Origin of the sequence: Mesorhizobium sp. Root554, from assembly GCF_001427025.1 — a bacterium.
In the GTDB taxonomy this organism is placed as follows: domain Bacteria; phylum Pseudomonadota; class Alphaproteobacteria; order Rhizobiales; family Rhizobiaceae; genus Mesorhizobium.
Genome location: NZ_LMGA01000001.1, coordinates 1451336 through 1471339 on the forward strand (window position 1 = coordinate 1451336; position 20004 = coordinate 1471339).

Consider the following 20004-nt stretch of genomic DNA (forward strand, 5'->3'; position numbering starts at 1 on the left):
CGTTTTGCTCGCCCTTCTAGTCGCCGCTTCCGCACTGGGCGCGCCGGGCGCAGTCCATTATCAGCCGCGAAGCGTCCGGTTTCCGAGGTGTTCATGAGCGCCGAACTGCATTCTGTCGAACCGGCACTTGCTGCCGACCGCAACCGGCGCGGCGGCCGCGCCGGCAAGCGCTCCAGCGGCGCCGGCGCCTTCGAACAGCCGCCTTTCCGGCAGCTCAGGAACCCTTTGACGCCCACGAAATTCGTCTCCGACGACGAACTGGAGTCGATCCACCTCGCCTCCCTGCGCGTCCTGCGGGAAATCGGCGTCGACGTGCTGCACGACGAGGCCCGTCGCATCATGAAGGCGCATGGCGCAGACTTACGCGACGGCTCCGACCGCGTGCGTTTCGACAGCGACATGATCCTCGAACTGATCGCGCATTGCCCGGCGGAATTCACGCTGCACGCGCGCAACCCCGCTCACAATGTCCGCATGGGCGGCGACAACGTCATCTTCTCGCAGATGGCTTCGGCACCCAACTGTTCTGACAAGGAGGGCGGCCGCCGTGCCGGCAACCAGCCGGACTTCCGCAACCTGGTGAAGCTCGGGCAGATGCACAACATCCTGCATGTAACCGGCGGCTACCCGGTCGAGCCTGTCGATATCCACCCGTCGATCCGCCATCTCGAATGCCTGCGCGATTTCGTGGTGCTGACCGACAAGGCCTTTCACGCTTATTCGCTCGGGCTGGAGCGCAATCTCGACGGCATCGAGATCGCCCGCATCGGCCGCGGCATCTCGCGTGAGCAGTTGCTGGAAGAGCCGTCGCTCATCACCATCATCAACACCAATTCGCCGCTCAAGCTCGACGTCCCGATGATGGAAGGCATCATCCAGATGTCGTCAGCCGGACAGGTGGTGGTCGTCACCCCCTTCACCCTGTCGGGCGCCATGGCGCCCGTCACCATCGCCGGCGCGCTGGTGCAGCAGAACGCCGAGGCGCTCGCCGGCATCGCCTTCACGCAGATGGTGCGCAAGGGCGCGCCGGTCGGCTATGGCGGCTTCACCTCCAATGTCGACATGAAATCCGGCGCGCCGGCCTTCGGCACGCCCGAATACATGAAGGCGCAGCTCGTCGGCGGCCAGCTCGCCCGCCGCTATCGACTTCCTTACCGCACTTCGAATGTCTGCGCCGCCAACGCAGTGGATGCGCAGGCTGCCTATGAAAGCGTCTTTTCCCTGTGGGGCTGCATCCAGGGCGGCGGCAATTTCATCAAGCACGCTGCCGGCTGGCTTGAGGGCGGGCTGACCTGTTCCTACGAAAAGACCATTCTTGACATCGATCTTTTGCAGATGGTGACGGAATTCCTGACACCGCTGGACCTGTCGGAAGACGCGCTCGCCATCGACGCCATCCGTGACGTCGGCCCCGGAGGCCATTTCTTCGGCACGCCGCACACGCAGTCGCGCTACAAGAATGCCTTCTATGCACCGATCCTGTCGGACTGGCGGAACTTCGAAACCTGGAGCGAGCACGGCGCGCCAACCGCCTTCGAGAAGGCCAACCGCATCTGGAAGGAGCGGCTGGCCATGTATGAGGAACCCTATCTCGACCCGGCGATCCGCGAGGAACTCGACGCCTTCGTGGAGAAGCGAAAAGCCGAAGGCGGCGCTCCGACGGATTTCTAAAACTCGGATCACCATCAGCGCAATTCCGGAATCATTGTCTCCACATACGGACCCATCCCCATGAAATCCCATGCAAAAGCGGTTGTCATCGGCGGCGGTGTCGTCGGCTGCTCGGTTCTTTATCATCTCGCCAAGGCCGGCTGGACCGATGTCGTCCTTATCGAGCGCTCGGAACTGACCTCCGGCTCGTCCTGGCACGCCGCCGGCGGCTTCCATACGCTGAACGGCGACCCCAACGTCGCCAAGCTGCAGGCCTACACCGTGCAGCTCTACAAGGAGATCGAGGAGCTTTCCGGCCAGTCCTGCTCGCTGCACCTGACCGGCGGCGTGATGATGGCCGATACGCCGGAACGCATGGACTTTCTGCGCCTCGCCCACGCCAAGGGCCGCTATCTCGGCATGGACACCGAGCTTATCACGCCATCGGAAGCCAAGGCGATGTTCCCGCTGATGGACGAGACCAACTTCGCCGGCGCCATGTGGGACCCGGTCGAGGGCCATCTCGATCCGTCCGGCACGACCCACGCCTACGCCAAGGCGGCGAAAAAGCTGGGCGCGGAAATCGTGCTGCGCAACCGCGTCATCGAGTTGACCCAGGAGCCGGACGGCACCTGGAATGTCGTCACCGAACAGGGAACGATCAAGGCCGAGCATGTCGTCAATTGCGGCGGCCTGTGGGCGCGCGAGATCGGCCGCATGGTCGGGCTGGAACTGCCGCTGCTTGCCATGGAGCACATGTATCTGCTGACCGAGCCGATGCCGGAAGTCGAGGCCTTCAACAAGGAAACCGGCCGCGAAATGGTCGGCGTGCTCGACTTCAAGGGCGAGATCTACACGCGTCAGGAACGCAATGGCGTACTGCTCGGCACTTATGAGAAGGCCTGCAAACCGTGGTCGCCGGTCGACACGCCATGGGATTTCGGCCACGAGCTGCTGCAGCCGGACATCGACCGCATCGCGCCTTCGCTGGAGATCGGCTTCAAGCATTTCCCCGGCATCGAGAAAGCCGGCATCAAGCAGATCATCAACGGCCCCTTCACCTTCGCGCCGGACGGCAACCCGCTGGTCGGCCCGGTGCAGGGCCTGACCAATTTCTGGTGCGCCTGCGCCGTCATGGCCGGCTTCTCGCAAGGCGGCGGCGTCGGGCTGGCGCTGTCCAACTGGATGGTCCATGGCGATCCGGGCTTCGATGTCTGGGGCATGGATGTGGCGCGCTGGGGCGAATGGGCGACGCTGCGCTACACCAACGCCAAGGTGCGCGAAAATTATTCACGGCGATTCTCGATCCGCTTTCCCAATGAGGAACTGCCGGCGGCCCGGCCGGCGCAAACCACCCCGCTCTACGACACGATGGTGGCGCAGAACGCCGTCATGGGCGACAGCTGGGGCCTCGAAACGCCATTGTGGTTCGCGCCGAAAGGCACTGAGCCGAAGGATATCGTCTCCTTCCACCGCTCCAACGATTTCGAGCATGTCGGCAACGAGGTGCGCGCCACGCGCGAGCGGGTCGGCGTGACCGAGATCGCCAATTTCGCAAAATATGAAGTCAGCGGAACGGGTTCGGAGGATTTCCTGAATCGCTTGATGACCAACAGGATGCCGAGGGCCGGCCGCATCGTGCTGACGCCGATGCTCAACGAGTTCGGCAGGCTGATCGGCGATTTCACCATCGCCAAGGCAGGCGAGGATCGCTTCATGATCTGGGGATCGTCGGCGGCCGCGAAATATCATATGCGCTGGTTCGAAAAGCACCTGCCGAAGGATGGGTCGGTTCGCATCCACCGTTTCGACCAGACGCTGGTCGGCCTTTCCATCGCCGGGCCGAAATCCCGCGACCTGCTTCGGAAGCTGGCCGATGTCGACGTCTCGACCGAGGCCTTCCGCTTCATGGATTTCCGCGAAATGGCGGTCGGCGGCGCGCCCTGCATGGTGAACCGCATCACCTATACCGGCGATCTCGGCTACGAGATCTGGATGCAGCCTGCTTATCAGCGGCTGGTCTATCAGGCGATCAAGCTGGCCGGCGAAGAGTTCGGCATCGTCGATTTCGGCATGCGCGCGCTGCTTTCCATGCGCCTGGAGAAGAATTTCCCCACCTGGTTCCGCGAGCTTCGGCCGATCTACGGACCGTTCGAAGGTGGCATGGACCGCTTCATCAAGCTGGACAAGAACGACTTCATCGGCCGCGAAGCGGCGGCAAAGGAACAGGCGGACGGCCCGAAGCTGCGCCGGGTTTCTTTCGTCGTGGATGCCGCTGACGCCGATGTCATGGGTGACGAGCCCATCTGGGCCAAGGTTTCCACCGACTACGGCACGATCGACCCGCCGCACGGCTATGGCGCCCCGCGTTTCGACGCAGCCGGCAAGGAGGTGCGCACCTCGAAGGCGGCCGAAGGCGCCTCCGCGGTGCGCGGCATCGTCGATGGCGACTGGCGCGTGGTCGGATGGGTAACGTCCGGCGGCTATGCGCATTTCGTGCAGAAATCCATGGCCCAGGGCTACATCCCCGCGGCCTTGGCGGACGACGAAAGCGCCGGCCGGTTCGAGATCGAAATCCTCGGTCATCGCCGCCCGGCCCGCATCAACGTCGAGCCGCTTTTCGATCCTGCCGGGGACAAGATGCGCGCCTGACAGAGTATCTGGATGTAAGGACGATTGTGCGGCCTCGCCGGTCGTGCTTATAGAGCCGTCATGCAGGCGGCTTGGGCGCAAAAATATCTTCCCGCACATGTGGCGCGGGCAAACTGGCTGGCTGAGGGCCGCGTCGGATCTATCAGTGCGGTGTTCGTAGCGCTCGCGGCCTATTTCCTGATCCAGATCGTCATCATGACGGCGCTCTCGCACATCGTCGGCACCGGCGTCGGCGTCGATGATGCCGAACAGCTCATGTATATGGGCGAGTTGCGCGCCGGCTATGGCGGTTCGCAGCCGCCTCTATACAGTTGGTTTGCCTGGACGGTGGCGCAGATATTCGGCCCGACCGTGCTGACGTTGAAGATCGTCAAATATGCGATGGTCTTCACCGGCCTGGCTTCGATTGTGCTGGCTGTCCTGCGCATGGGATATTCGCGGCACACCGCCCTGACGGCCATGTTCGGCGTGGCGCTGTTCCCGCAGATTTTGTGGGAAATGCAGCACACGCTGTCGCACTCGGTGGCGGTGTTCTGCTTCTGCTCGCTGCTTCTCCTGGCCTTCGTCGAACTGGTGCAGCGGCGCACGACACCCGCCTATGCCGCTTTCGGGCTGGCCTTGGCGGCGGCAATCCTGGCCAAATACAACGATCTTTTCCTGATCGGCGCCCTGCTCGCGGCAGCGCTGTCGCTGCCGTCCATCCGGCCCGCGATCATGGACCGGCGAATCCTGCTCAGCGTCGCGATCGCCCTGCTGGCCTGCGCGCCGACGCTCTATTGGAATCTCAGCCATCCCGAGGAATTCCTGTCGCGCGGCTACAAGTTCGGCATTGGCGCCAGCGGCGGACCATTGACCGTCGCACTGGCCGGCATCGGCGAATATGCCGAAGCCATCGTCAACTTCTCGCTGCTGCCGGTCGCCGTGTTCGGACTGGTCAGCCTGGCTTGTGGCATTTCCGGTTTCCGCGTCACCGGCCCGGCACGCGACATGGAAAGGCTGCTGTGGCGAACCTTGGCAGTCGGCGTGGGCGTCGTCCTGATACTCGTGCTGGCCAGCGGCGCAACCGCTTTCCGTGACCGCTGGATGCTGCCGATCCTGCTGTTTCTTCCGCTCGCCATGGCCATGCGCATGGAGCGTCTCGGCGAAAAGGGCCGCACCGCGCAGATCGCGGTCATCTGCCTGGCGGCAGGCGCGGCCCTGCTGGTCATGCCCTTCACCTGGTACATCCATCTTCATGGCGGCTCGGACCGAAGCAGCATCGCCCGCATGGATTATTCCACGCTCTACCGCGACCTGACGGCCGACGGCCCGATCAACACGGTCATCGCGGACTGGCACTGGATCGGCAATCTGCGGCTGGCCGATCCGGACCTGGTCATCATGTCGACCGAGGTCCCGGGCTTTGCCGAACGGCTGCGGGAGCCGGCACGTCTGCTGTCGCTCGACCGGCCGGAGCCGCGCGGCGACATCGTCGACCGCATCCGCCGGGCTGGCTACGAACTGGCTGGCCCGCCGCGTGAGCTCACTGTTCCGATGCTGTTCACCTGGGACCGGGAGAAGAAGGAACGCCGCGTTTTCGTTGCCGACATCAAGAAATCGGTTGCGGCGCCGGCCGGATCGGCGCCAGCAGCTTCGCCAACAGCGGCTCCGGCGTCCTAGTTATCTCCCCACAACAGCCGTTGGGTCACTCTAGCGCCGCCAGCACCTCCCGCGAGACCGCGACGACCTCAGCAGGTATCGCTGCCGCCGCGATATAGGGCAGGCCCTTGCGCCGCGCCGTCCAGCCCACAACCGCAAGCGCCTTTGCCGCCGGCTCGAAACGTTGCGCCATCGCCCAGCTACGGCAATCGATGGCGGCGACATCGGCGTCGCCCTGCGCCACCGCGCGGATGGACGCCCGATGGCCGCCGCTTTCCGATCGGCTGGCGAACAGGTCGAGGCTTTCGCCCAGGGCGTCAAGGTCGCGCGTCAGCGCCAGGATGCCGGACATGGAGTCCACGCTGTTGTAGATGAAGCGTTGGCTGCGCAGCAGGTGAATTGGGATGAATCGGGCACCGTCGGCAGGCGCCCCGACACCCTCCCCCTTGTGGGGGTCCGAAGGACGGGCGAGACCCGTGGCTCGCCCCGGAAAGTCGGCGAGGGTGCTTTGCGCAGCAAAGGTCTTGAGGCGGGGTGGGGGTGACGCCAGTGACGCACCCGCACCCCGTTCGGCTTCGTTGTCCGACCCTCCCCACAAGGGGGAGGGTAAAGTGCGCCGCATCACGATCGCGCTCGAATAAAACACCCCCTGCCCGCCTTCAAAGGCCGAATAGTCCGGCTGGCCCAACAGCTGAACATGCCGGGCGAGGCCAAGCTCCATCGGCCCCCAGCAGGTCTGGGCGAACAGCAGCACTCGATGGCGCCAGAGCGTCGGATAGTCGAGTTCATCGGGCGGCAGCGTCGCCGGGTCTGGCGCGATGACCTCGCCGGACGCATCGCGGATACCGCCCGGCACCGGCGGCATGTCGGCATTACGGCGGACGAGCTGCTCCGGCGCATCGACGCCGGCCTGGCGCAGACTGTCGCGCAGCCGCGCCCATTCGGCGTCGATCTCGGCCCGCACCTCCGGCCAGTCATACATGGGCAGCGCGGCAATGAATTCACTCATGCCGCGATCTGACAATGTTGGAAGGGAGCGCGCAAGGCCGTGCTTCGGCGACAGCCGAGCCTATTCTTTCGGCGGCTCGGCCGGAACCGGCGCCGTGCCGAGACCATGAACGTTGCGGGCGCGCACGCGCGGCTTGAATGCCCTGCCCCGCTCGGCGACGCGGCGCAGAACCGGGTGGACCACCGGCTCTTTCGTCTTGAAGGCGTAGGCTTTGAGAAGCGCCAGATAATTCGGATAGACATAGCCGTTGTTGGCCCGCAGCCAGCCCTCACGATCGGCGTGGAAAAGACGCGGCAGCCTGTACCAGGCGACGGTCGGTTTCTTGTGGTGGACGAAATGCAGATTGTTGTTGAGGAACAGCAACGACAGCGCCGAGCGCTCGACGATCACCGTCCGGCCCTCCGGGTTCTCGGACCACTGATGCTCGGCAAAGGTGCGGATGGCGATGAGCGATTGCCCGAACCACACCGGCACCAGCAGATAAAGCCAGAGCGGAATGCCGAAGCCGAACTGCACAACCAACAACACCACGGCCAGGCCCACGAGATGAAGAAGCCAGGCGCGGCCGATCACAGCGTCGCCGGCGGCGATCTGCTTCGCATCGTCCATATAGAAGCCGGTCGCCGACAGCCACGGCCCGAGGAAGAAACGGCCGACCATCGTATTGTTGGCGCGCAGCAGCGCCTTCATCCAGCGCGGCATGTCGTTGTGATGCCACAGGGCCTGATAGTAGCTCTCCGGATCGTCCAGCGGATCGGTCAGCCGTTCGTCGGCGTGATGGCGCAGATGCAGCGTCTTGAAGCGGCGGAACGGCCACACGACACCGAGCGGCAGGAAGACGAACGCCTCGTTGACCAGCGCGTTGCGCGTCGGATGGCCATGCAGCACCTCATGAACCAGCGAGGATTGCAGCGCCACCGTTAGCGTCATGACAACGAGCGCCATCAGAGGATGGGACGGCCACAGATACAGGCCAGCGGCAAACCAGATGCCGTAACAAGCAAGGGCGAGCATCACCGTCGGCCATTCGACCGTGCCCTGCCGTCCATGCCTGTCTTGTAGCTGTGCCATTTGTCGACTGCTGTTCTGCCTGCGGAACCGATTCGAGTTCCTGACAGCATTGTGTCAGCAGGGTTGCCTCATCAGCAACGCGATAATGCGCACAAAATGTTGTGATTGCGCATGTTAAGCCTCAAATGTTATCTTTAGTAAACAAGAGGAAGATTCATTTGTGGTGAAAGTCGCCACCAGACCTGCCTCACGCAAATCTATCCTCTCAAAGAGGTGATTCTGAAATGGACAAACGAGACCTGTCGGCCGTCTTCCGGGATCGGCTCAAGCTGCTCCTGACACGATCCGATCTCAATCAGTCGAGTTTCGCCGCCGCGGTCGGGATCGATCGTTCCGCCCTGTCGCAACTGCTGTCGGGCGCATCGACCCGCCTGCCCCGCGCCGAAACGCTGCTCAACATCGCCGCACAGTTCAAGGTGTCGCTCGACTGGCTGCTTGGCCTCAGCCAGGATGAAGGCGTCACCGGCGAAATCCGCGAAAGCCTGGAAATCGAGGAGGCTGCGGGCGGTTTCGACCGAACCCTGCTGGCCAGGTGGCATGCCGAGGCGCTTGGCACCAAGATACGCTACGTGCCGGCCGGCATTCCCGATCTTCTGCGTACAGAAGCGCTGGTCGACTACGAGGCCGGCATCTCCAACAAAAGCGCCCAGGCGCAGGCGGTCGAGACGCAGTACCGCATCGACTACAACCGGCGGCCGGAGACCGACATGGAGGTCTGTATGCCGCGCCACACGCTGGAGATCTTCGCCCGCGGGCTTGGCGTCTGGAGCAACTTCCCCGCCGAGGACCGGCGCAGGCAGCTCCTGCACATGGCCGAACTGCTGGACGACCTCTACCCGACATTCCGCCTGTTTCTCTATGACGGGCGGCTGCGCTACTCGATCCCCTACACGATCTTCGGGCCCTATCGCGCCGCCATCTATGTCGGCGACATGTATCTGGTGTTGAACGCCACCGCGCCGATCCGCACGCTGACGGGACATTTCGACAATCTCATCCGCGCCGCCGACATAAATGCTCATGAATCGGCTGCCTTCGCGCTCAAGCTCGCGCAGACCGGATTCGACGTCTGACGCGCCGCACGACATTGACGTCATATAAAGGAATCTTTATATCCCACTCTCAACACCCAAACAGGGCCGCTTCTCATGACCAATCCGATCGATGCGCTGATCGCCGAAAAAGGCGTGCTTCTGGCTGATGGCGCCACCGGCACGAACCTTTTCGCCATGGGTCTCCAGGCAGGTGAAGCGCCGGAACTGCTGAACGAGACGGCGCCGGATACGATCACCGCGCTGCACCAGAATTTCGTCGATGCCGGCGCCGACATCATCCTCACCAATTCCTTCGGCGGCACCCGCCACCGGCTGAAGCTTCACGACGCGCAGGACCGCGTCTTTGCCCTGAACAAGCGCGCCGCCGAGATCGCCCGCGCAGTGGCCGACAAGGCCGGCCGCAAGGTCATCGTCGCCGGCTCGGTCGGCCCGACCGGGGAACTGCTGGTTCCGCTCGGCGCGCTGACCTATGAGGGCGCTGTCGAAGCCTTTGCCGAACAGATCGAAGGCCTGAAGGCTGGCGGGGCCGAAGTCGCCTGGATCGAAACGATGTCGGCTCCGGATGAAATCCGCGCCGCCGCCGAAGCCGCCATCAAGGTCGGCCTGCCCTACACCTACACCGGCTCGTTCGACACTGCGGGGCGCACAATGATGGGCCTGCTGCCCAAGGACATCCACGCCGTGGCGGATGGCCTGGCCGAAGCGCCGCTTGGCGTTGGCGCCAATTGCGGCGTGGGCGCGTCCGATATCCTGGCCTCGCTGCTCGACATGACCGAGGCCAGGCCGGAGGCCACCGTGATCGTCAAGGGCAATTGCGGCATTCCTGAATTCCGCGGCTCGGAAATCCACTATTCAGGCACGCCCGAACTGATGGGCGACTATGTGCGGCTTGCCGTCGATGCCGGCGCCACGATCATCGGCGGCTGCTGCGGCACGTCGTTCGAGCATCTGGCCGCGATGCGCAAGGCGCTGGACACCCATCACAAGGCGTCTCGGCCCACGGTCGAGACCATCGTCGAGCGCATCGGGCCGCTGCGCAACAAGGTGGCGACCGCCACCCCTTCGGAAAGCGGCGACGGCCGCCGCGAGCGGAGACGCTCGCGGGGCTGAAGGCGGTCAGGCTTTCTGGTTCAGCCAAGCTTGCTCAGGACGCGGTAGTAACGTTCATCCTGCTTCTCCAGCCAGGCATAGGCCCGCGGCCAACTTTTCGGATCGGTCACCGGCAGCGGATGGTTGATGAGGTAGCAACAGCCCTCATAGCCGCCGAGGCTGGCGCTGAGCGCTTGGCCGAGTTGAGGTTCGTGAACGGCCAGGCGATTGAGGGTCGTGCGATAGCGTTCCCCGCGCTGCCCCCGGACGAACAGGCCGACGCTTCGGTTCGTCAGGTAAAGCGAAATCACCAGATCGTCCGACACATGCCGCCAGCGCGAGTAAAGGCTGCCGCGCTCGATCGGAACCGGATGGCGATGAGTGATGTAGCCGTTCCAGAACGCCTTGATCTCCGGCGAAGAGATGGAGCGCAGCCCTCGGTGCGCTATGTCCCATTCGTCGAGTTTGCCATTCGACATTGTGTCGCCTGCCGTTCCACTGCCCGCAGGCAAAAGAAAGCAATCTTAGTCCAACACGGATCCCGATCACCAGAGCGGGATCAGTCGCCGTTTTCACCATAAGCGGAAATCACCGATTTTTGGTCGGCGCTGGCGCCGCCGTCGGACTGCAATTGCAGAACCGTATCCGAAACCGCCGGATTGTTGGCGAGCAGTTCCAGCGCCGCGTGAAAACGCTCGTTGTTGAGTGCCGACAGCGCCGCGTTCTTCGCGGTGCGGACGTCGTGACGCACGCTGCTGGTTCCAGATTGCGAGGCCGCCGGAGCTGCCCGCGATCCTTCGTCGGTTCGGACGGGCGCCCAAACCATGTTGCTGCCGATATGCAATTTTAATCCCTCAAAAGTCCCGACCACCCCGTTGTAGCACCGACAGGTTGCAAAGCCGTGCTGCCAATCCGCAAAACTTTAAGGAAAGGCCGGCAAGGTTTCTATTGCCGGCCTTTTCCACAGGATAGAGCGGATGGGCTAACGCTTGTCGCCGAGCGCCGCGGCCAGACGCACCAGCGAGAGAAACTCCGACCGGTAGCCGAACGGGTCGGCGCCCCGCGCAGCCGTGGCGATCTCGCTGATCCGGTCCCAGCCGAAACCGGCGGTGGCGTCCTCGTTGCGCAGCTTTTGGCCAAAGGCGGCCACCGCGACGGAGAAACGCTGGTCCGTGCCGGCGGCATCGAAGGACGGCACCTCGTTGGCCGCCGTCACCGGCGTCGTTATCAGCTTGGAAGCGTCTTCGCCGGGAAGCTTGTAGCGGATCTTGACGAAGGCATACTCGCCCGCGCCTGCCGCGCCGTTACTGACTGTGGAAGGCTTGCCATAGCGCAGATCGTCGATCTGCTGCGGCGCGCCCTTCGGCGTGATCTCGTAGATCGCGGTGACGGCATGGCCCGAACCGATTTCTCCCGCATCGACGCGGTCGTTGTTGAAGTCCTCGCGGTTCAGCGCCCGGGTCTCGTAGCCGACGAGGCGATATTCCGAGACCTTCTCCGGGTTGAATTCGACCTGGATTTTCACGTCGGCGGCGATGGTGAACAGCGTCGAAGACGCGTCTTCCACCAGCACTTTCTCGGCTTCCGCCAGCGTGTCGATGTAGGCGGCGGTGCCGTTGCCGTTCTGGGCGATGGTCTGCATCATCTGGTCGTTCAGATTGCCGCGCCCGAAACCGAACACCGACAGGAAGACGCCGGTCTTGCGCTCTTCCTCGATCAGCCGCTTCAACTCGTCGTCGTCGCTCTGGCCGACATTGAAATCGCCGTCGGTGGCGAGCATCACCCGGTTGACGCCGCCCTTGACGAAGGACTTCTCCGCCAGCCGGTAGGCTTCGCGGATGCCTGCCTCGCCGGCCGTCGAGCCGCCGGGCTTCAGCGTATCGATGGCGCGCAGGATCTTTTCCTTTTCCGATGCCTTGGTCGGCTCCAGCACCGTGCCGGCGTCACCCGCATAAGTGACGATGGAGACGGTATCGTCGGGGCCGAGCCTGTTGACCAGCAGACGGAACGCCGACTGCAGCAGCGGCAGCTTGTCCTGCTCGTTCATCGAGCCGGACACGTCGATCAGGAAGACGAGATTGGCCTTGGGCTGCTCGGCGGGCTTCACGTCGTAGCCCTTGATGGCGACGTGCATCAGCTTGTGCGCGGCATTCCAGGGCGCCGGCATGACGGTGACAGTGGAGTTGAACGGCGTCGCCGCCGAATCCGGGCCTTTCCAATCGTAAGGGAAGTAGTTGACCATCTCCTCGACGCGCACTGTGTCGGCCTGCGGCAGCAGGCCTTCCTTGAGAGAGCGGCGGACAAAGGAATAGGAGGCGGTGTCGACATCGATCGAGAAGGTCGAGACCGGATCTTCCGCCGCGGAACGCACCGGGTTGGTCTTGAAGTCCTGTATGCGGTCACGGTTCTCCTGCCGCGGCGGCATGATGGCATCGGCAGGCGCCGGCAGCGGCTGCACCGCCATCCTTGTCGTGAACATTTCGCGCATATGGCCGCCGGCCGGAGCGTTCTGGATCGCAGGCGCAGGCTCCGCCGCGCCGGGTGCGAGCGCATCCTGCTGCTGCACCTGCCCTCCCGCCATCGCGTCCGGCTTGGGCGGCGATGCCGGGGCGATTTCCATCGCCCGGCTTTCGGTTTCCGCCTCGGCTTTTTTCGCCTTGGCCGCTTCGCTGACCGGCGCCTTCGCCGGCTTGTCGGCCAGCGTTTCGGTGACGTTGCGGTCACCGCCGAGATTGAATGTCTGTCCGTCCATCAGATAAAGCGCCGTAACGCCGGCGATCGGCAGGACAATGAGGCCGGCGATGGCCGGCGTCGCGATGAGCTTCTTCTGCATGATTTCCCTCCAGAGTTGGGTTGCTCGAGAGGTGAGACGAAGCTTGGCCATCGATCCTTGGGCGGCCTGCGGATTTTCTTTCGGCTCGTCATAAGCGGCCATCGCCGCCTGCAGCGCGCGCGCCTTCGCGTCGGCGTCCGGAGCGGGGACGGCGATGCGGCGCAGCCTGTTCAGTTCCAAGTCGTTCAGTTCATTCTCGTCGACCATGGTCACTCTTCCCCGGCCAGAGGTTCGCGCATCAGCACCTTCAGCCGTTTCTTCGCTTCATGGATGTGCCAGGACACCGTTGTTTCCGAGATCGCCATCGCTTGGGCCACGGCGGCATGGGCGAGGCCTTCGCCATAGACGAGCAAGACCGCGTCGCGCTGCTTGTCCGGCAGTTGCCGCACCGCTGCCCAGAGGTCGTCCAGACGATCCTGCGGCTCGTCGCTCGCCTCGCCGCCGGTCAGCACATGCACGCCGTACGCCTCGGTCTTGGCGCTGTCGCGCGCGCCCTTGCGCATCATGTCGCGCGCCGCGTTCAGGGTGATGCTGTAAAGCCACGTCGTGAAAGCGCCGCCGCCGCGATAGTCGCGGATGGCGCGGCCGAGCCGCACGCAGACTTCCTGGGCGATGTCCTCGGCATCGGCCTTGCGGCCGCACCAGCGATAGGCGACGCGGTAGACGAAGTCATAGTGTCGTTCGAGCAGAATGCCGAACGCTTCACGATCGCCGGTCCTGGCCAGTCCGACCAGATCGCTATCGGAAACGCCATCCTTGTCCAGCATCATCGCCATCATTTGCCCGTTGGACGAAGGCTATTGGCGATTCCTTGGCCCGATGGAAAGATTTTTCTTCAGCCTGCCCTCCGATCAACCCGGAGCCATGGACGCCGATTATTTCAGCGCCTCGACGAAGAACGCCAGCAGGCGCTTCCAATGGCGTTCGGCTCCCTCTGCATCGAACACGGCATGGTCCGGCACGGCCCAGCCATGGCCCATGCCGACGTAGCTTTCCATGATGTAGTCGACCTCGGCAGCCGTCAGCGCTTCGGCCAGCCGTCCTGCCTGGTCCGGCGGAAAGCTGTGGTCGACCGCGGCGCTGCCGACATAAACCTTCGCCTTGATCTCCCTGGCGCGCAGATGCGGGCTGTCCGGCTTGTCCGAGGCCAGATTGCCGGCGTGGAAGCTGGCGGCCGCCTTGATCCGGTCGGGATAGGTCGCGGCGGCGGTCAGCGCCCTCGCCCCACCGATGCAATAGCCGACCGCCCCGATCGGGCCGGTGACGCCATGGCTGGCCAGTGTGTCGAGAAAGGCTTTGCCGTCCTGATCGGCTTGATCCGACGAGGTGGCCCGCATGATCGCCAGCAAGGCCTTCTTGCGTTCGGGGATCGAGAAGGTCGTGCCGGCGGCGAACGGTCCGTAGGGCCAGTTGCGGTAGAACAGGTCCGGCACCAGAACCACATAGCCTTCCCGTTCGAGGCGTTCGGCCATCTCGTCCATCGCCGGCCGCAGACCGAAGGCGTCCATGTAGAGGATGACGCCGGCCTTGCCCGAACCTTCGCCTGCGCCGAAGATCGCCGCATTGGCGGTGCCGTCCGGCGTCCTGATCTCGATATCCTGCTTCATGCTTCTTCCCGCATCCTTTGAACTGCGCTGCCCGTGATAGGAAATAGCGCCGGCGGCCACAACGAAGCACATCAAAACGGCGTGACGGGCCTGTTGACAACCCCGGCCGCGGTTGCCCGGCCGGGAAAGCCCATGTCATAAGCCGACCTCCCGAAATTGGTTAAGAGAGCGTTGATGACCTACCGGATGTTTCTGATTGCCGGTGCACTGGTTCTGGCGGGCTGCGTTTCGCAGGACGATCAGAAGGCGGAAGCGACCCAGCAGTCCGGACTTTCTCAGGCTGAAATCACGCCGGGCCTGACCGGCGGAGCGGCGAGCTCTCAGGCCATAACCACCATGCCGATGGCGGCCAACGCGGCGGCGCCAGTCACTGCTGCCCCGCCTCCAGCCACGGCGTATCCTTTTCCGTCGCAGCCGGCACAGCCCGCGGCGAGCGCCATTGCTCCAGGCATGCCGATGCCGGCAGCGCCCTCGAGTTGCAAGACCACCGACGGCACCACGGTCTGCACCGCCGACGCTCCAGCGAATCCCGAAGGCGACCGCTACAACACCAATTGACGCTCAGCCGGCGAAAGCCGCCATGTGGAAGGCCTGCACGGACGCAGGATAGCGATATTCGATGCCATAAGGACAGGCGTTGCGGTCGAGGCAGCCTTGGCTCCGGCACGCGCCGCCCGCCCCGCCGCGCACATGCGCGAGGCACCGTTCGTAAGCGAAGCCATCGGCGGAATAGGCCTCGACCGGACAGGATTTCACGCAGGGTTTTCCGATACATGCGTCGCAAAGATGATTCGGTTTCGGAGCCGCTTCGAACGCCATCTCCTCCTGGAACAGCAGCGCCCCGCGATAGGCATGCCAAAGCCCGTATTCCGGATGTATCAGGATACCAAGCGGCGACGGCCGCAGCCCTTCCGCCCGCATCGCCCATTGCTGGAATGGCAGATAGGGTCGATCCGAGGGCGAGACCGCGCGCCCGCCAAACTCGTCCGCGACCGCACCGATCACCTGCCGCGACCACGTATCGAGCGGATCGGCCATGTCGGCGGGCTGTGTCTGCCGCCATTCGAGAAAATATGGCCACGGCGCCGCGCCCGCCTGCCCGACCAGCAAAAGCGAGCGTGCCGGCCGGCCATCCCGCCACTCGGGAACGGCCTCATCGGCAACGAAGTTGAACCCGCCGCGCAGAATGAAGCCATTTCGAGCTAGTTCAGCACGGATGGCGTCGCACGGCGCGTGGTTGATCGTCGTCATCCGTTGTCGCCGCGAAACGCGCTGCGCCAGACTTCCCGGTGGATCAGCTTGGCGACTTTAGCCCCGCCTGACTCGGGCTCCTTTCAAGTGAAGGCGTCGGGCATCGATTCCTTCTTGGTGGCGATGAAATCCTTCAGCCCGTCGTCGATACCGGCATCCAGCGCCGGCGCCTCGTAGCTTTCCAGCCAGCGGCGGGCGAGGTCGTTGGCGCGCTGCGGCGCGGTCTTTTCGCCTTCCGCCAGCCACTGCTCGTAGGAATTGTTGTCGGCGATGCTGGAGCGGTAGAACGCCGTCTGGAAATTCGCCTGCGTGTGGTCGCAGCCGAGATAATGGCTGCCCGGGCCAACCTGCCGAATGGCGTCCATCGCCTGGCCGTTCTCGGAAAGATCGACCCCCTCGGCGAACTTCTGCTGCATGCCGAGCTGGTCGACATCCATCATGAATTTTTCATAGCAGGAGGCCAAGCCGCCCTCCAGCCAGCCGGCAGCGTGCAGCACGAAATTGGTGCCGGCCAGGATGGTCGAGTTCAGCGTGTTGGCGCTTTCATAGGCGGCTTGCGCATCCGGCGCCTTCGAGGCGCAGAGCGAACCGCCGGTACGGAACGGCAGACCGAGCCGCCGCGCGAGCTGCGCCGCGCCATAGGAAACCAGCGACGGCTCCGGCGTGCCGAAGGTCGGCGCACCCGACTGCATCGATATGGACGACGCGAAGGTTCCGAACAACACCGGCGCACCGGGCCGGATCAACTGCGTGAACGATGCGCCGGCCAGCACCTCGGCCAGCACCTGCGTCAGCGTGCCGGCCACCGTCACCGGGCTCATCGCACCGGCGAGGATGAACGGCGTGACGATGCAGGCCTGGTTGTGACGGGCATAGACCTTCAGCGCGCCCAGCATGGTCTCGTCGAACACCATCGGCGAGTTCGCGTTGATGAGCGACGTCAGCACCGTGTTGTTTTCGACGAAATCATCGCCGAACACGATCTTGGCCATCGCCACCGTGTCTTCCGCGCGTTCCGGCGCGGTGACCGAGCCCATGAACGGCTTGTCCGAATATTTGATGTGCGCATAGACCATGTCGAGGTGGCGCTTGTTCACCGGCACATCGACCGGCTCGCAAACGGTACCGCCGGAATGGTGGAGTGACGGCGCCATGTAGGCAAGCTTCACGAAGTTCTGGAAATCCTCGATCGTCGCGTAGCGCCGCTTGCCGTCGAGGTCGCGCACGAAGGGCGGGCCGTAGACCGGCGCGAACACGGTGGCGTTGCCGCCAACCTGCACGGACCGCTCGCGGTTGCGGGCGTGCTGGATGTATTGCGACGGCGCGGTCTTGAGCAGCGAACGGCAAAGTCCCTTGGGAAAATGCACACGTTGGCCTTTGACATCGGCGCCGGCCTGCTTCCACAGCTCCAGCGCCTCCGCGTCGTCGCGAAACTCGATGCCGATCTCTTCCAGAACCGTGTCGGTATTGCGCTCGATGATCGACAGGCCCTCCTCGTCGAGGACCTCATAGGCCTTGATCTTGCGCCGTATGTAGGTGAGTTGCGTTCCCGGCCCGCCGCCGGTGCGCGCGGCACGCCGCGCCGCCGCCCCGCCGCTGGCCCCGCGCCCCCGCCTTGCGTTCGACGCTTCCTGATCGACTGCCGCGTGTTCGCTCATGACGTATCTTCCTGAAATCCACTTGCGCCGCGGTGAGCGGCTTTTGCCGGATCGTAGCCAAGCACCCTATTCGAAACGGCTTGCCAGCGCCAAGCGCTGTCGCAAAATCGACAAGGAAACCGGTAAGCTCCGGGCCGGATTGCGGTCGCTTTCCTTTTGCACAAAGTCGCAAATCGGCTATGGAGAGGCGCCCGTCGCGCGATACGTATTGGAGCGACATACGAGCAGGCCGCAGCCGCTGGCCATCTGGAGCTGGATACCATGTCCGACGACGAGATCATCCTGTCCGAGCTTTCCGACGAAGAACTCGTGCAGCAGATGCATGACGACCTCTACGACGGGCTGAAAGAGGAGATCGAGGAAGGCACCAACATCCTGCTCGAGCGCGGCTGGGTGCCCTACAAGGTGCTGACCGAAGCGCTGGTCGAGGGGATGCGCATTGTCGGCGAGGATTTCCGCGACGGCATCCTGTTCGTGCCGGAGGTGCTGCTGTCCGCCAACGCCATGAAGGCAGGCATGTTCATCCTGCGCCCGCTTCTCGCCGCCACCGGTGCGCCGAAGCAGGGCAAGATGGTGATCGGCACCGTGAAGGGCGACATCCACGACATCGGCAAGAACCTCGTCGGCATGATGATGGAAGGCGCCGGTTTCGACGTCATCGATCTCGGCATCAACAATGCGGTCGAGAAATATCTGGCCGCGATCGAGGAACATCAGCCCGATATCGTCGGCATGTCGGCGCTTTTGACCACGACCATGCCCTACATGAAGGTCGTCATCGACACGCTCAAGGAAAAAGGCATCCGCGACGATCTGATCGTCCTGGTCGGCGGCGCGCCGCTCAACGAGGAATTCGGCAAGGCTGTCGGCGCCGATGCCTATTGCCGCGACGCGGCCGTGGCGGTGGAAACGGCCAAGGAACTGGTCAAGCGCAAGCACAATGTGCGGGCATCCGCCTGAGTAGGGAAAGGCCGCGTCTTGTGGCGCGGCCCTAATATCACCAGTTATGGAAGACAGGCTACCTTACGCTGTCGTCCACTGCATCGGCGGTGTTCTTGATATCCTGACCAGCGCCGCGCACGGTGTTGGCGCAACCGGCCAGCGCCAGCGCGCAAAGGACGGCTGCAATCGGGGCAATGCGTAGCAGTTTCATGGATGGTCTCCCTCGCTTGATGACTAGAAAGGGACCAACGAAAGCCGGCTGAACTGGTTCCATGGTCGAGGCACGAAAAGACAACGCGAACAAGAGTGACCGTCTGCTGGTCATCGCCTGCGGCATGATCGCGCGCGAAGTGCTGGCTGTGAAAGAGCAGGCCGCGCTCGATCACCTAGACCTTACCTGCCTTCCGGCGGACTTCCATTTCCACCCCGACCGCATTCCGCCGGCCATGGACAAGGCGATCACCGACGCCAGGGCGGAAGGTTATCGCAACATCTTCGTCGGTTACGCCGATTGCGGGACCGGCGGCATGCTGGATCGCATCTGCGAGAAGCACGGCGTCGAACGTATGGAGGGCCCGCACTGCTTCGCCTTTTACCAGGGCATGAATGCCTACGCCCAGGTCGCTGAGGACGACATGATGTCCTTCTACATGACCGATTTCCTGTGCCGGCAGTTCGACGCCTTCTTCATGAAGCCGCTCGGGCTGGACCGCCATCCGGAGCTGATTCCGGACTATTTCGGCAATTACGAGAAGCTGATCTATCTGGCTCAGACAGACGATCCCGAGCTGGATAAAGTGGCCGAACGGGCGGCAAAGCTGCTCGGCCTTGTCTACGAACGCCGCGCCACTGGATATGGCGACCTCACGCAAGGCCTCGTAAAAGCCGCGGCACCACCTGCAAGCGCGGTGCCGTGATTTCGGCTTGAAAGCCTGTAAAGTCTTCCGAAACGGAATCGGAGAACCTCATGCGCCGGACTGCCCTTGCTCTCGCTATCGTTTCTGCTTTTGTCGCCGGACCGGCCCTTGCCGATGGCGAGGTGCAGAACATCATGACACCTGCCGACAAGACACGGCTGGAAAAATACGGCGAGACGCGCAAGGTGGCGCTTGAGGAAGCCAGGGCCGGCAGCGCCGCCGAAGTCAAAATCCTCGACGAGGTTCTGGCCCGGCCGCTCGTCGCCTTCTCCGACAAGGACCTGACGGGCAACTGGCAGTGCCGCACCATCAAGGCCGGCGGCATCGGCGCGCTGGTCGTCTACGACTGGTTCAAGTGCAAGGTCACCGACGACGGCTCCGGCTGGATGCTGGAGAAGCTGACCGGCTCGCAACGCACCAAGGGCCGCTTCTACGACGATGGCGAGAAGCGCTCGATCTATCTCGGCAGCGGATTCATCGCCGGCGACGCGGCAAAGCGCTACGGCAGCGGCCCCGAGGCCGATCAGGTCGGCTACGCCTTCCGTACCGGCGCCGACGCCTGGCGCATCGAATTTCCGGCGCCGTACTACGAATCCAAGCTCGACATTCTGGAATTGAAGCGCTGAGGGCCG

At 63.8% G+C, this 20004-nt stretch carries 19 protein-coding genes; 9 read left to right on the top strand and 10 right to left on the bottom strand.

Going from position 1 to position 20004, the window contains the following annotated elements; translation table 11 throughout:
- Window positions 1–93: 93 nt before the first annotated feature.
- The 3 genes from ASD44_RS07000 to ASD44_RS07010 all read left to right on the top strand — a co-directional run bounded on the left by ASD44_RS07000 (window position 94) and on the right by ASD44_RS07010 (window position 5961).
- Window positions 94–1671 (top strand): trimethylamine methyltransferase family protein, encoded by a 1578-nt coding sequence (locus tag ASD44_RS07000; RefSeq protein ID WP_056110139.1) that lies wholly within the window; start codon window positions 94–96, stop codon window positions 1669–1671.
- 60 nt (window positions 1672–1731) lie between these two features.
- Entirely contained in the window at window positions 1732–4302 is a 2571-nt protein-coding gene (locus ASD44_RS07005; RefSeq protein ID WP_056110142.1) for an FAD-dependent oxidoreductase, read from the top strand.
- A gap of 150 nt (window positions 4303–4452) precedes the next feature.
- Complete coding sequence (locus ASD44_RS07010) at window positions 4453–5961, top strand: glycosyltransferase family 39 protein (RefSeq protein ID WP_162246416.1); 1509 nt, start codon at window positions 4453–4455, stop codon at window positions 5959–5961.
- A gap of 25 nt (window positions 5962–5986) precedes the next feature.
- Here ASD44_RS07010 and ASD44_RS07015 read toward each other — a convergent pair whose 3' ends face one another.
- On the bottom strand, window positions 5987–6949 hold the full coding sequence (locus tag ASD44_RS07015; RefSeq protein WP_056110146.1) for a PhnD/SsuA/transferrin family substrate-binding protein: 963 nt from the start codon (window positions 6947–6949) through the stop codon (window positions 5987–5989).
- Window positions 6950–7009: 60 nt separating this feature from the next.
- Window positions 7010–8020, bottom strand: a complete 1011-nt coding sequence (locus ASD44_RS07020; RefSeq protein ID WP_056110147.1) for a fatty acid desaturase — start codon at window positions 8018–8020, stop codon at window positions 7010–7012.
- 224 nt (window positions 8021–8244) lie between these two features.
- Between ASD44_RS07020 and ASD44_RS07025 the strand changes: the two genes are divergently transcribed.
- Both ASD44_RS07025 and bmt read left to right on the top strand, forming a co-directional pair.
- Window positions 8245–9093 carry a helix-turn-helix transcriptional regulator gene (locus ASD44_RS07025; protein ID WP_056110150.1) on the top strand — a complete coding sequence of 283 codons (849 nt, stop codon included), beginning with the start codon at window positions 8245–8247 and terminating at the stop codon, window positions 9091–9093.
- A 75-nt stretch (window positions 9094–9168) separates the two neighbouring features.
- Window positions 9169–10185, top strand: coding sequence for a betaine--homocysteine S-methyltransferase (gene bmt / locus ASD44_RS07030; protein ID WP_056110152.1), 1017 nt, complete (start codon window positions 9169–9171; stop codon window positions 10183–10185).
- A 20-nt stretch (window positions 10186–10205) separates the two neighbouring features.
- On the opposite strand, the gene ASD44_RS07035 is transcribed toward bmt, so the two are convergent.
- The 5 genes from ASD44_RS07035 to ASD44_RS07055 all read right to left on the bottom strand — a co-directional run bounded on the left by ASD44_RS07035 (window position 10206) and on the right by ASD44_RS07055 (window position 14604).
- Window positions 10206–10643, bottom strand: a complete 438-nt coding sequence (locus tag ASD44_RS07035) for a hypothetical protein (RefSeq protein ID WP_056110155.1) — start codon at window positions 10641–10643, stop codon at window positions 10206–10208.
- A gap of 80 nt (window positions 10644–10723) precedes the next feature.
- The gene (locus ASD44_RS07040; RefSeq protein ID WP_156459803.1) at window positions 10724–10915 is read right to left on the bottom strand and encodes a hypothetical protein; all 192 of its coding nucleotides are present in this window, start codon (window positions 10913–10915) and stop codon (window positions 10724–10726) included.
- 231 nt (window positions 10916–11146) lie between these two features.
- A complete protein-coding gene (locus tag ASD44_RS07045) occupies window positions 11147–13204 on the bottom strand; it encodes a VWA domain-containing protein (protein ID WP_056110159.1) in 2058 nt (685 codons plus the stop codon).
- A 2-nt stretch (window positions 13205–13206) separates the two neighbouring features.
- Complete coding sequence (locus tag ASD44_RS07050) at window positions 13207–13773, bottom strand: RNA polymerase sigma factor (RefSeq protein WP_056115602.1); 567 nt, start codon at window positions 13771–13773, stop codon at window positions 13207–13209.
- Window positions 13774–13872: 99 nt separating this feature from the next.
- Window positions 13873–14604 carry a dienelactone hydrolase family protein gene (locus ASD44_RS07055; RefSeq protein ID WP_056115605.1) on the bottom strand — a complete coding sequence of 244 codons (732 nt, stop codon included), beginning with the start codon at window positions 14602–14604 and terminating at the stop codon, window positions 13873–13875.
- A gap of 174 nt (window positions 14605–14778) precedes the next feature.
- On the opposite strand from ASD44_RS07055, the gene ASD44_RS07060 reads away from it, so the two are divergent.
- Window positions 14779–15162: a hypothetical protein gene (locus tag ASD44_RS07060; protein ID WP_056110162.1), complete on the top strand. Its 384-nt coding sequence runs from the start codon at window positions 14779–14781 to the stop codon at window positions 15160–15162.
- A gap of 3 nt (window positions 15163–15165) precedes the next feature.
- On the opposite strand, the gene ASD44_RS07065 is transcribed toward ASD44_RS07060, so the two are convergent.
- Both ASD44_RS07065 and ASD44_RS07070 read right to left on the bottom strand, forming a co-directional pair.
- Window positions 15166–15855, bottom strand: coding sequence for a 4Fe-4S dicluster domain-containing protein (locus ASD44_RS07065; protein WP_056110163.1), 690 nt, complete (start codon window positions 15853–15855; stop codon window positions 15166–15168).
- A gap of 83 nt (window positions 15856–15938) precedes the next feature.
- Entirely contained in the window at window positions 15939–17513 is a 1575-nt protein-coding gene (locus ASD44_RS07070; protein ID WP_056110165.1) for a trimethylamine methyltransferase family protein, read from the bottom strand.
- A gap of 261 nt (window positions 17514–17774) precedes the next feature.
- On the opposite strand from ASD44_RS07070, the gene ASD44_RS07075 reads away from it, so the two are divergent.
- Window positions 17775–18473: a B12-binding domain-containing protein gene (locus ASD44_RS07075; protein ID WP_056110167.1), complete on the top strand. Its 699-nt coding sequence runs from the start codon at window positions 17775–17777 to the stop codon at window positions 18471–18473.
- Between the two features lie 58 nt (window positions 18474–18531).
- On the opposite strand, the gene ASD44_RS18120 is transcribed toward ASD44_RS07075, so the two are convergent.
- Entirely contained in the window at window positions 18532–18666 is a 135-nt protein-coding gene (locus ASD44_RS18120) for an entericidin A/B family lipoprotein (RefSeq protein WP_082542402.1), read from the bottom strand.
- A gap of 61 nt (window positions 18667–18727) precedes the next feature.
- On the opposite strand from ASD44_RS18120, the gene ASD44_RS07080 reads away from it, so the two are divergent.
- Both ASD44_RS07080 and ASD44_RS07085 read left to right on the top strand, forming a co-directional pair.
- Window positions 18728–19372: a DUF1638 domain-containing protein gene (locus ASD44_RS07080; protein WP_056110169.1), complete on the top strand. Its 645-nt coding sequence runs from the start codon at window positions 18728–18730 to the stop codon at window positions 19370–19372.
- 50 nt (window positions 19373–19422) lie between these two features.
- Window positions 19423–19998, top strand: a complete 576-nt coding sequence (locus tag ASD44_RS07085) for a DUF4893 domain-containing protein (protein WP_056110171.1) — start codon at window positions 19423–19425, stop codon at window positions 19996–19998.
- Window positions 19999–20004 lie beyond the last annotated feature (6 nt).

Coding starts and splice junctions, on each gene's coding strand:
- bmt (WP_056110152.1), top strand. CDS start 9,169: ATGACCAATCCGATCGATGCGCTGATCGCCGAAAAAGGCGTGCTTCTG.
- ASD44_RS07060 (WP_056110162.1), top strand. CDS start 14,779: ATGACCTACCGGATGTTTCTGATTGCCGGTGCACTGGTTCTGGCGGGC.
- ASD44_RS07070 (WP_056110165.1), bottom strand. CDS start 17,513: ATGAGCGAACACGCGGCAGTCGATCAGGAAGCGTCGAACGCAAGGCGG.
- ASD44_RS07000 (WP_056110139.1), top strand. CDS start 94: ATGAGCGCCGAACTGCATTCTGTCGAACCGGCACTTGCTGCCGACCGC.
- ASD44_RS07025 (WP_056110150.1), top strand. CDS start 8,245: ATGGACAAACGAGACCTGTCGGCCGTCTTCCGGGATCGGCTCAAGCTG.
- ASD44_RS07065 (WP_056110163.1), bottom strand. CDS start 15,855: ATGACGACGATCAACCACGCGCCGTGCGACGCCATCCGTGCTGAACTA.
- ASD44_RS07075 (WP_056110167.1), top strand. CDS start 17,775: ATGTCCGACGACGAGATCATCCTGTCCGAGCTTTCCGACGAAGAACTC.
- ASD44_RS07055 (WP_056115605.1), bottom strand. CDS start 14,604: ATGAAGCAGGATATCGAGATCAGGACGCCGGACGGCACCGCCAATGCG.
- ASD44_RS18120 (WP_082542402.1), bottom strand. CDS start 18,666: ATGAAACTGCTACGCATTGCCCCGATTGCAGCCGTCCTTTGCGCGCTG.
- ASD44_RS07080 (WP_056110169.1), top strand. CDS start 18,728: ATGGTCGAGGCACGAAAAGACAACGCGAACAAGAGTGACCGTCTGCTG.
- ASD44_RS07005 (WP_056110142.1), top strand. CDS start 1,732: ATGAAATCCCATGCAAAAGCGGTTGTCATCGGCGGCGGTGTCGTCGGC.
- ASD44_RS07050 (WP_056115602.1), bottom strand. CDS start 13,773: ATGGCGATGATGCTGGACAAGGATGGCGTTTCCGATAGCGATCTGGTC.
- ASD44_RS07015 (WP_056110146.1), bottom strand. CDS start 6,949: ATGAGTGAATTCATTGCCGCGCTGCCCATGTATGACTGGCCGGAGGTG.
- ASD44_RS07020 (WP_056110147.1), bottom strand. CDS start 8,020: ATGGCACAGCTACAAGACAGGCATGGACGGCAGGGCACGGTCGAATGG.
- ASD44_RS07035 (WP_056110155.1), bottom strand. CDS start 10,643: ATGTCGAATGGCAAACTCGACGAATGGGACATAGCGCACCGAGGGCTG.
- ASD44_RS07045 (WP_056110159.1), bottom strand. CDS start 13,204: ATGGTCGACGAGAATGAACTGAACGACTTGGAACTGAACAGGCTGCGC.
- ASD44_RS07085 (WP_056110171.1), top strand. CDS start 19,423: ATGCGCCGGACTGCCCTTGCTCTCGCTATCGTTTCTGCTTTTGTCGCC.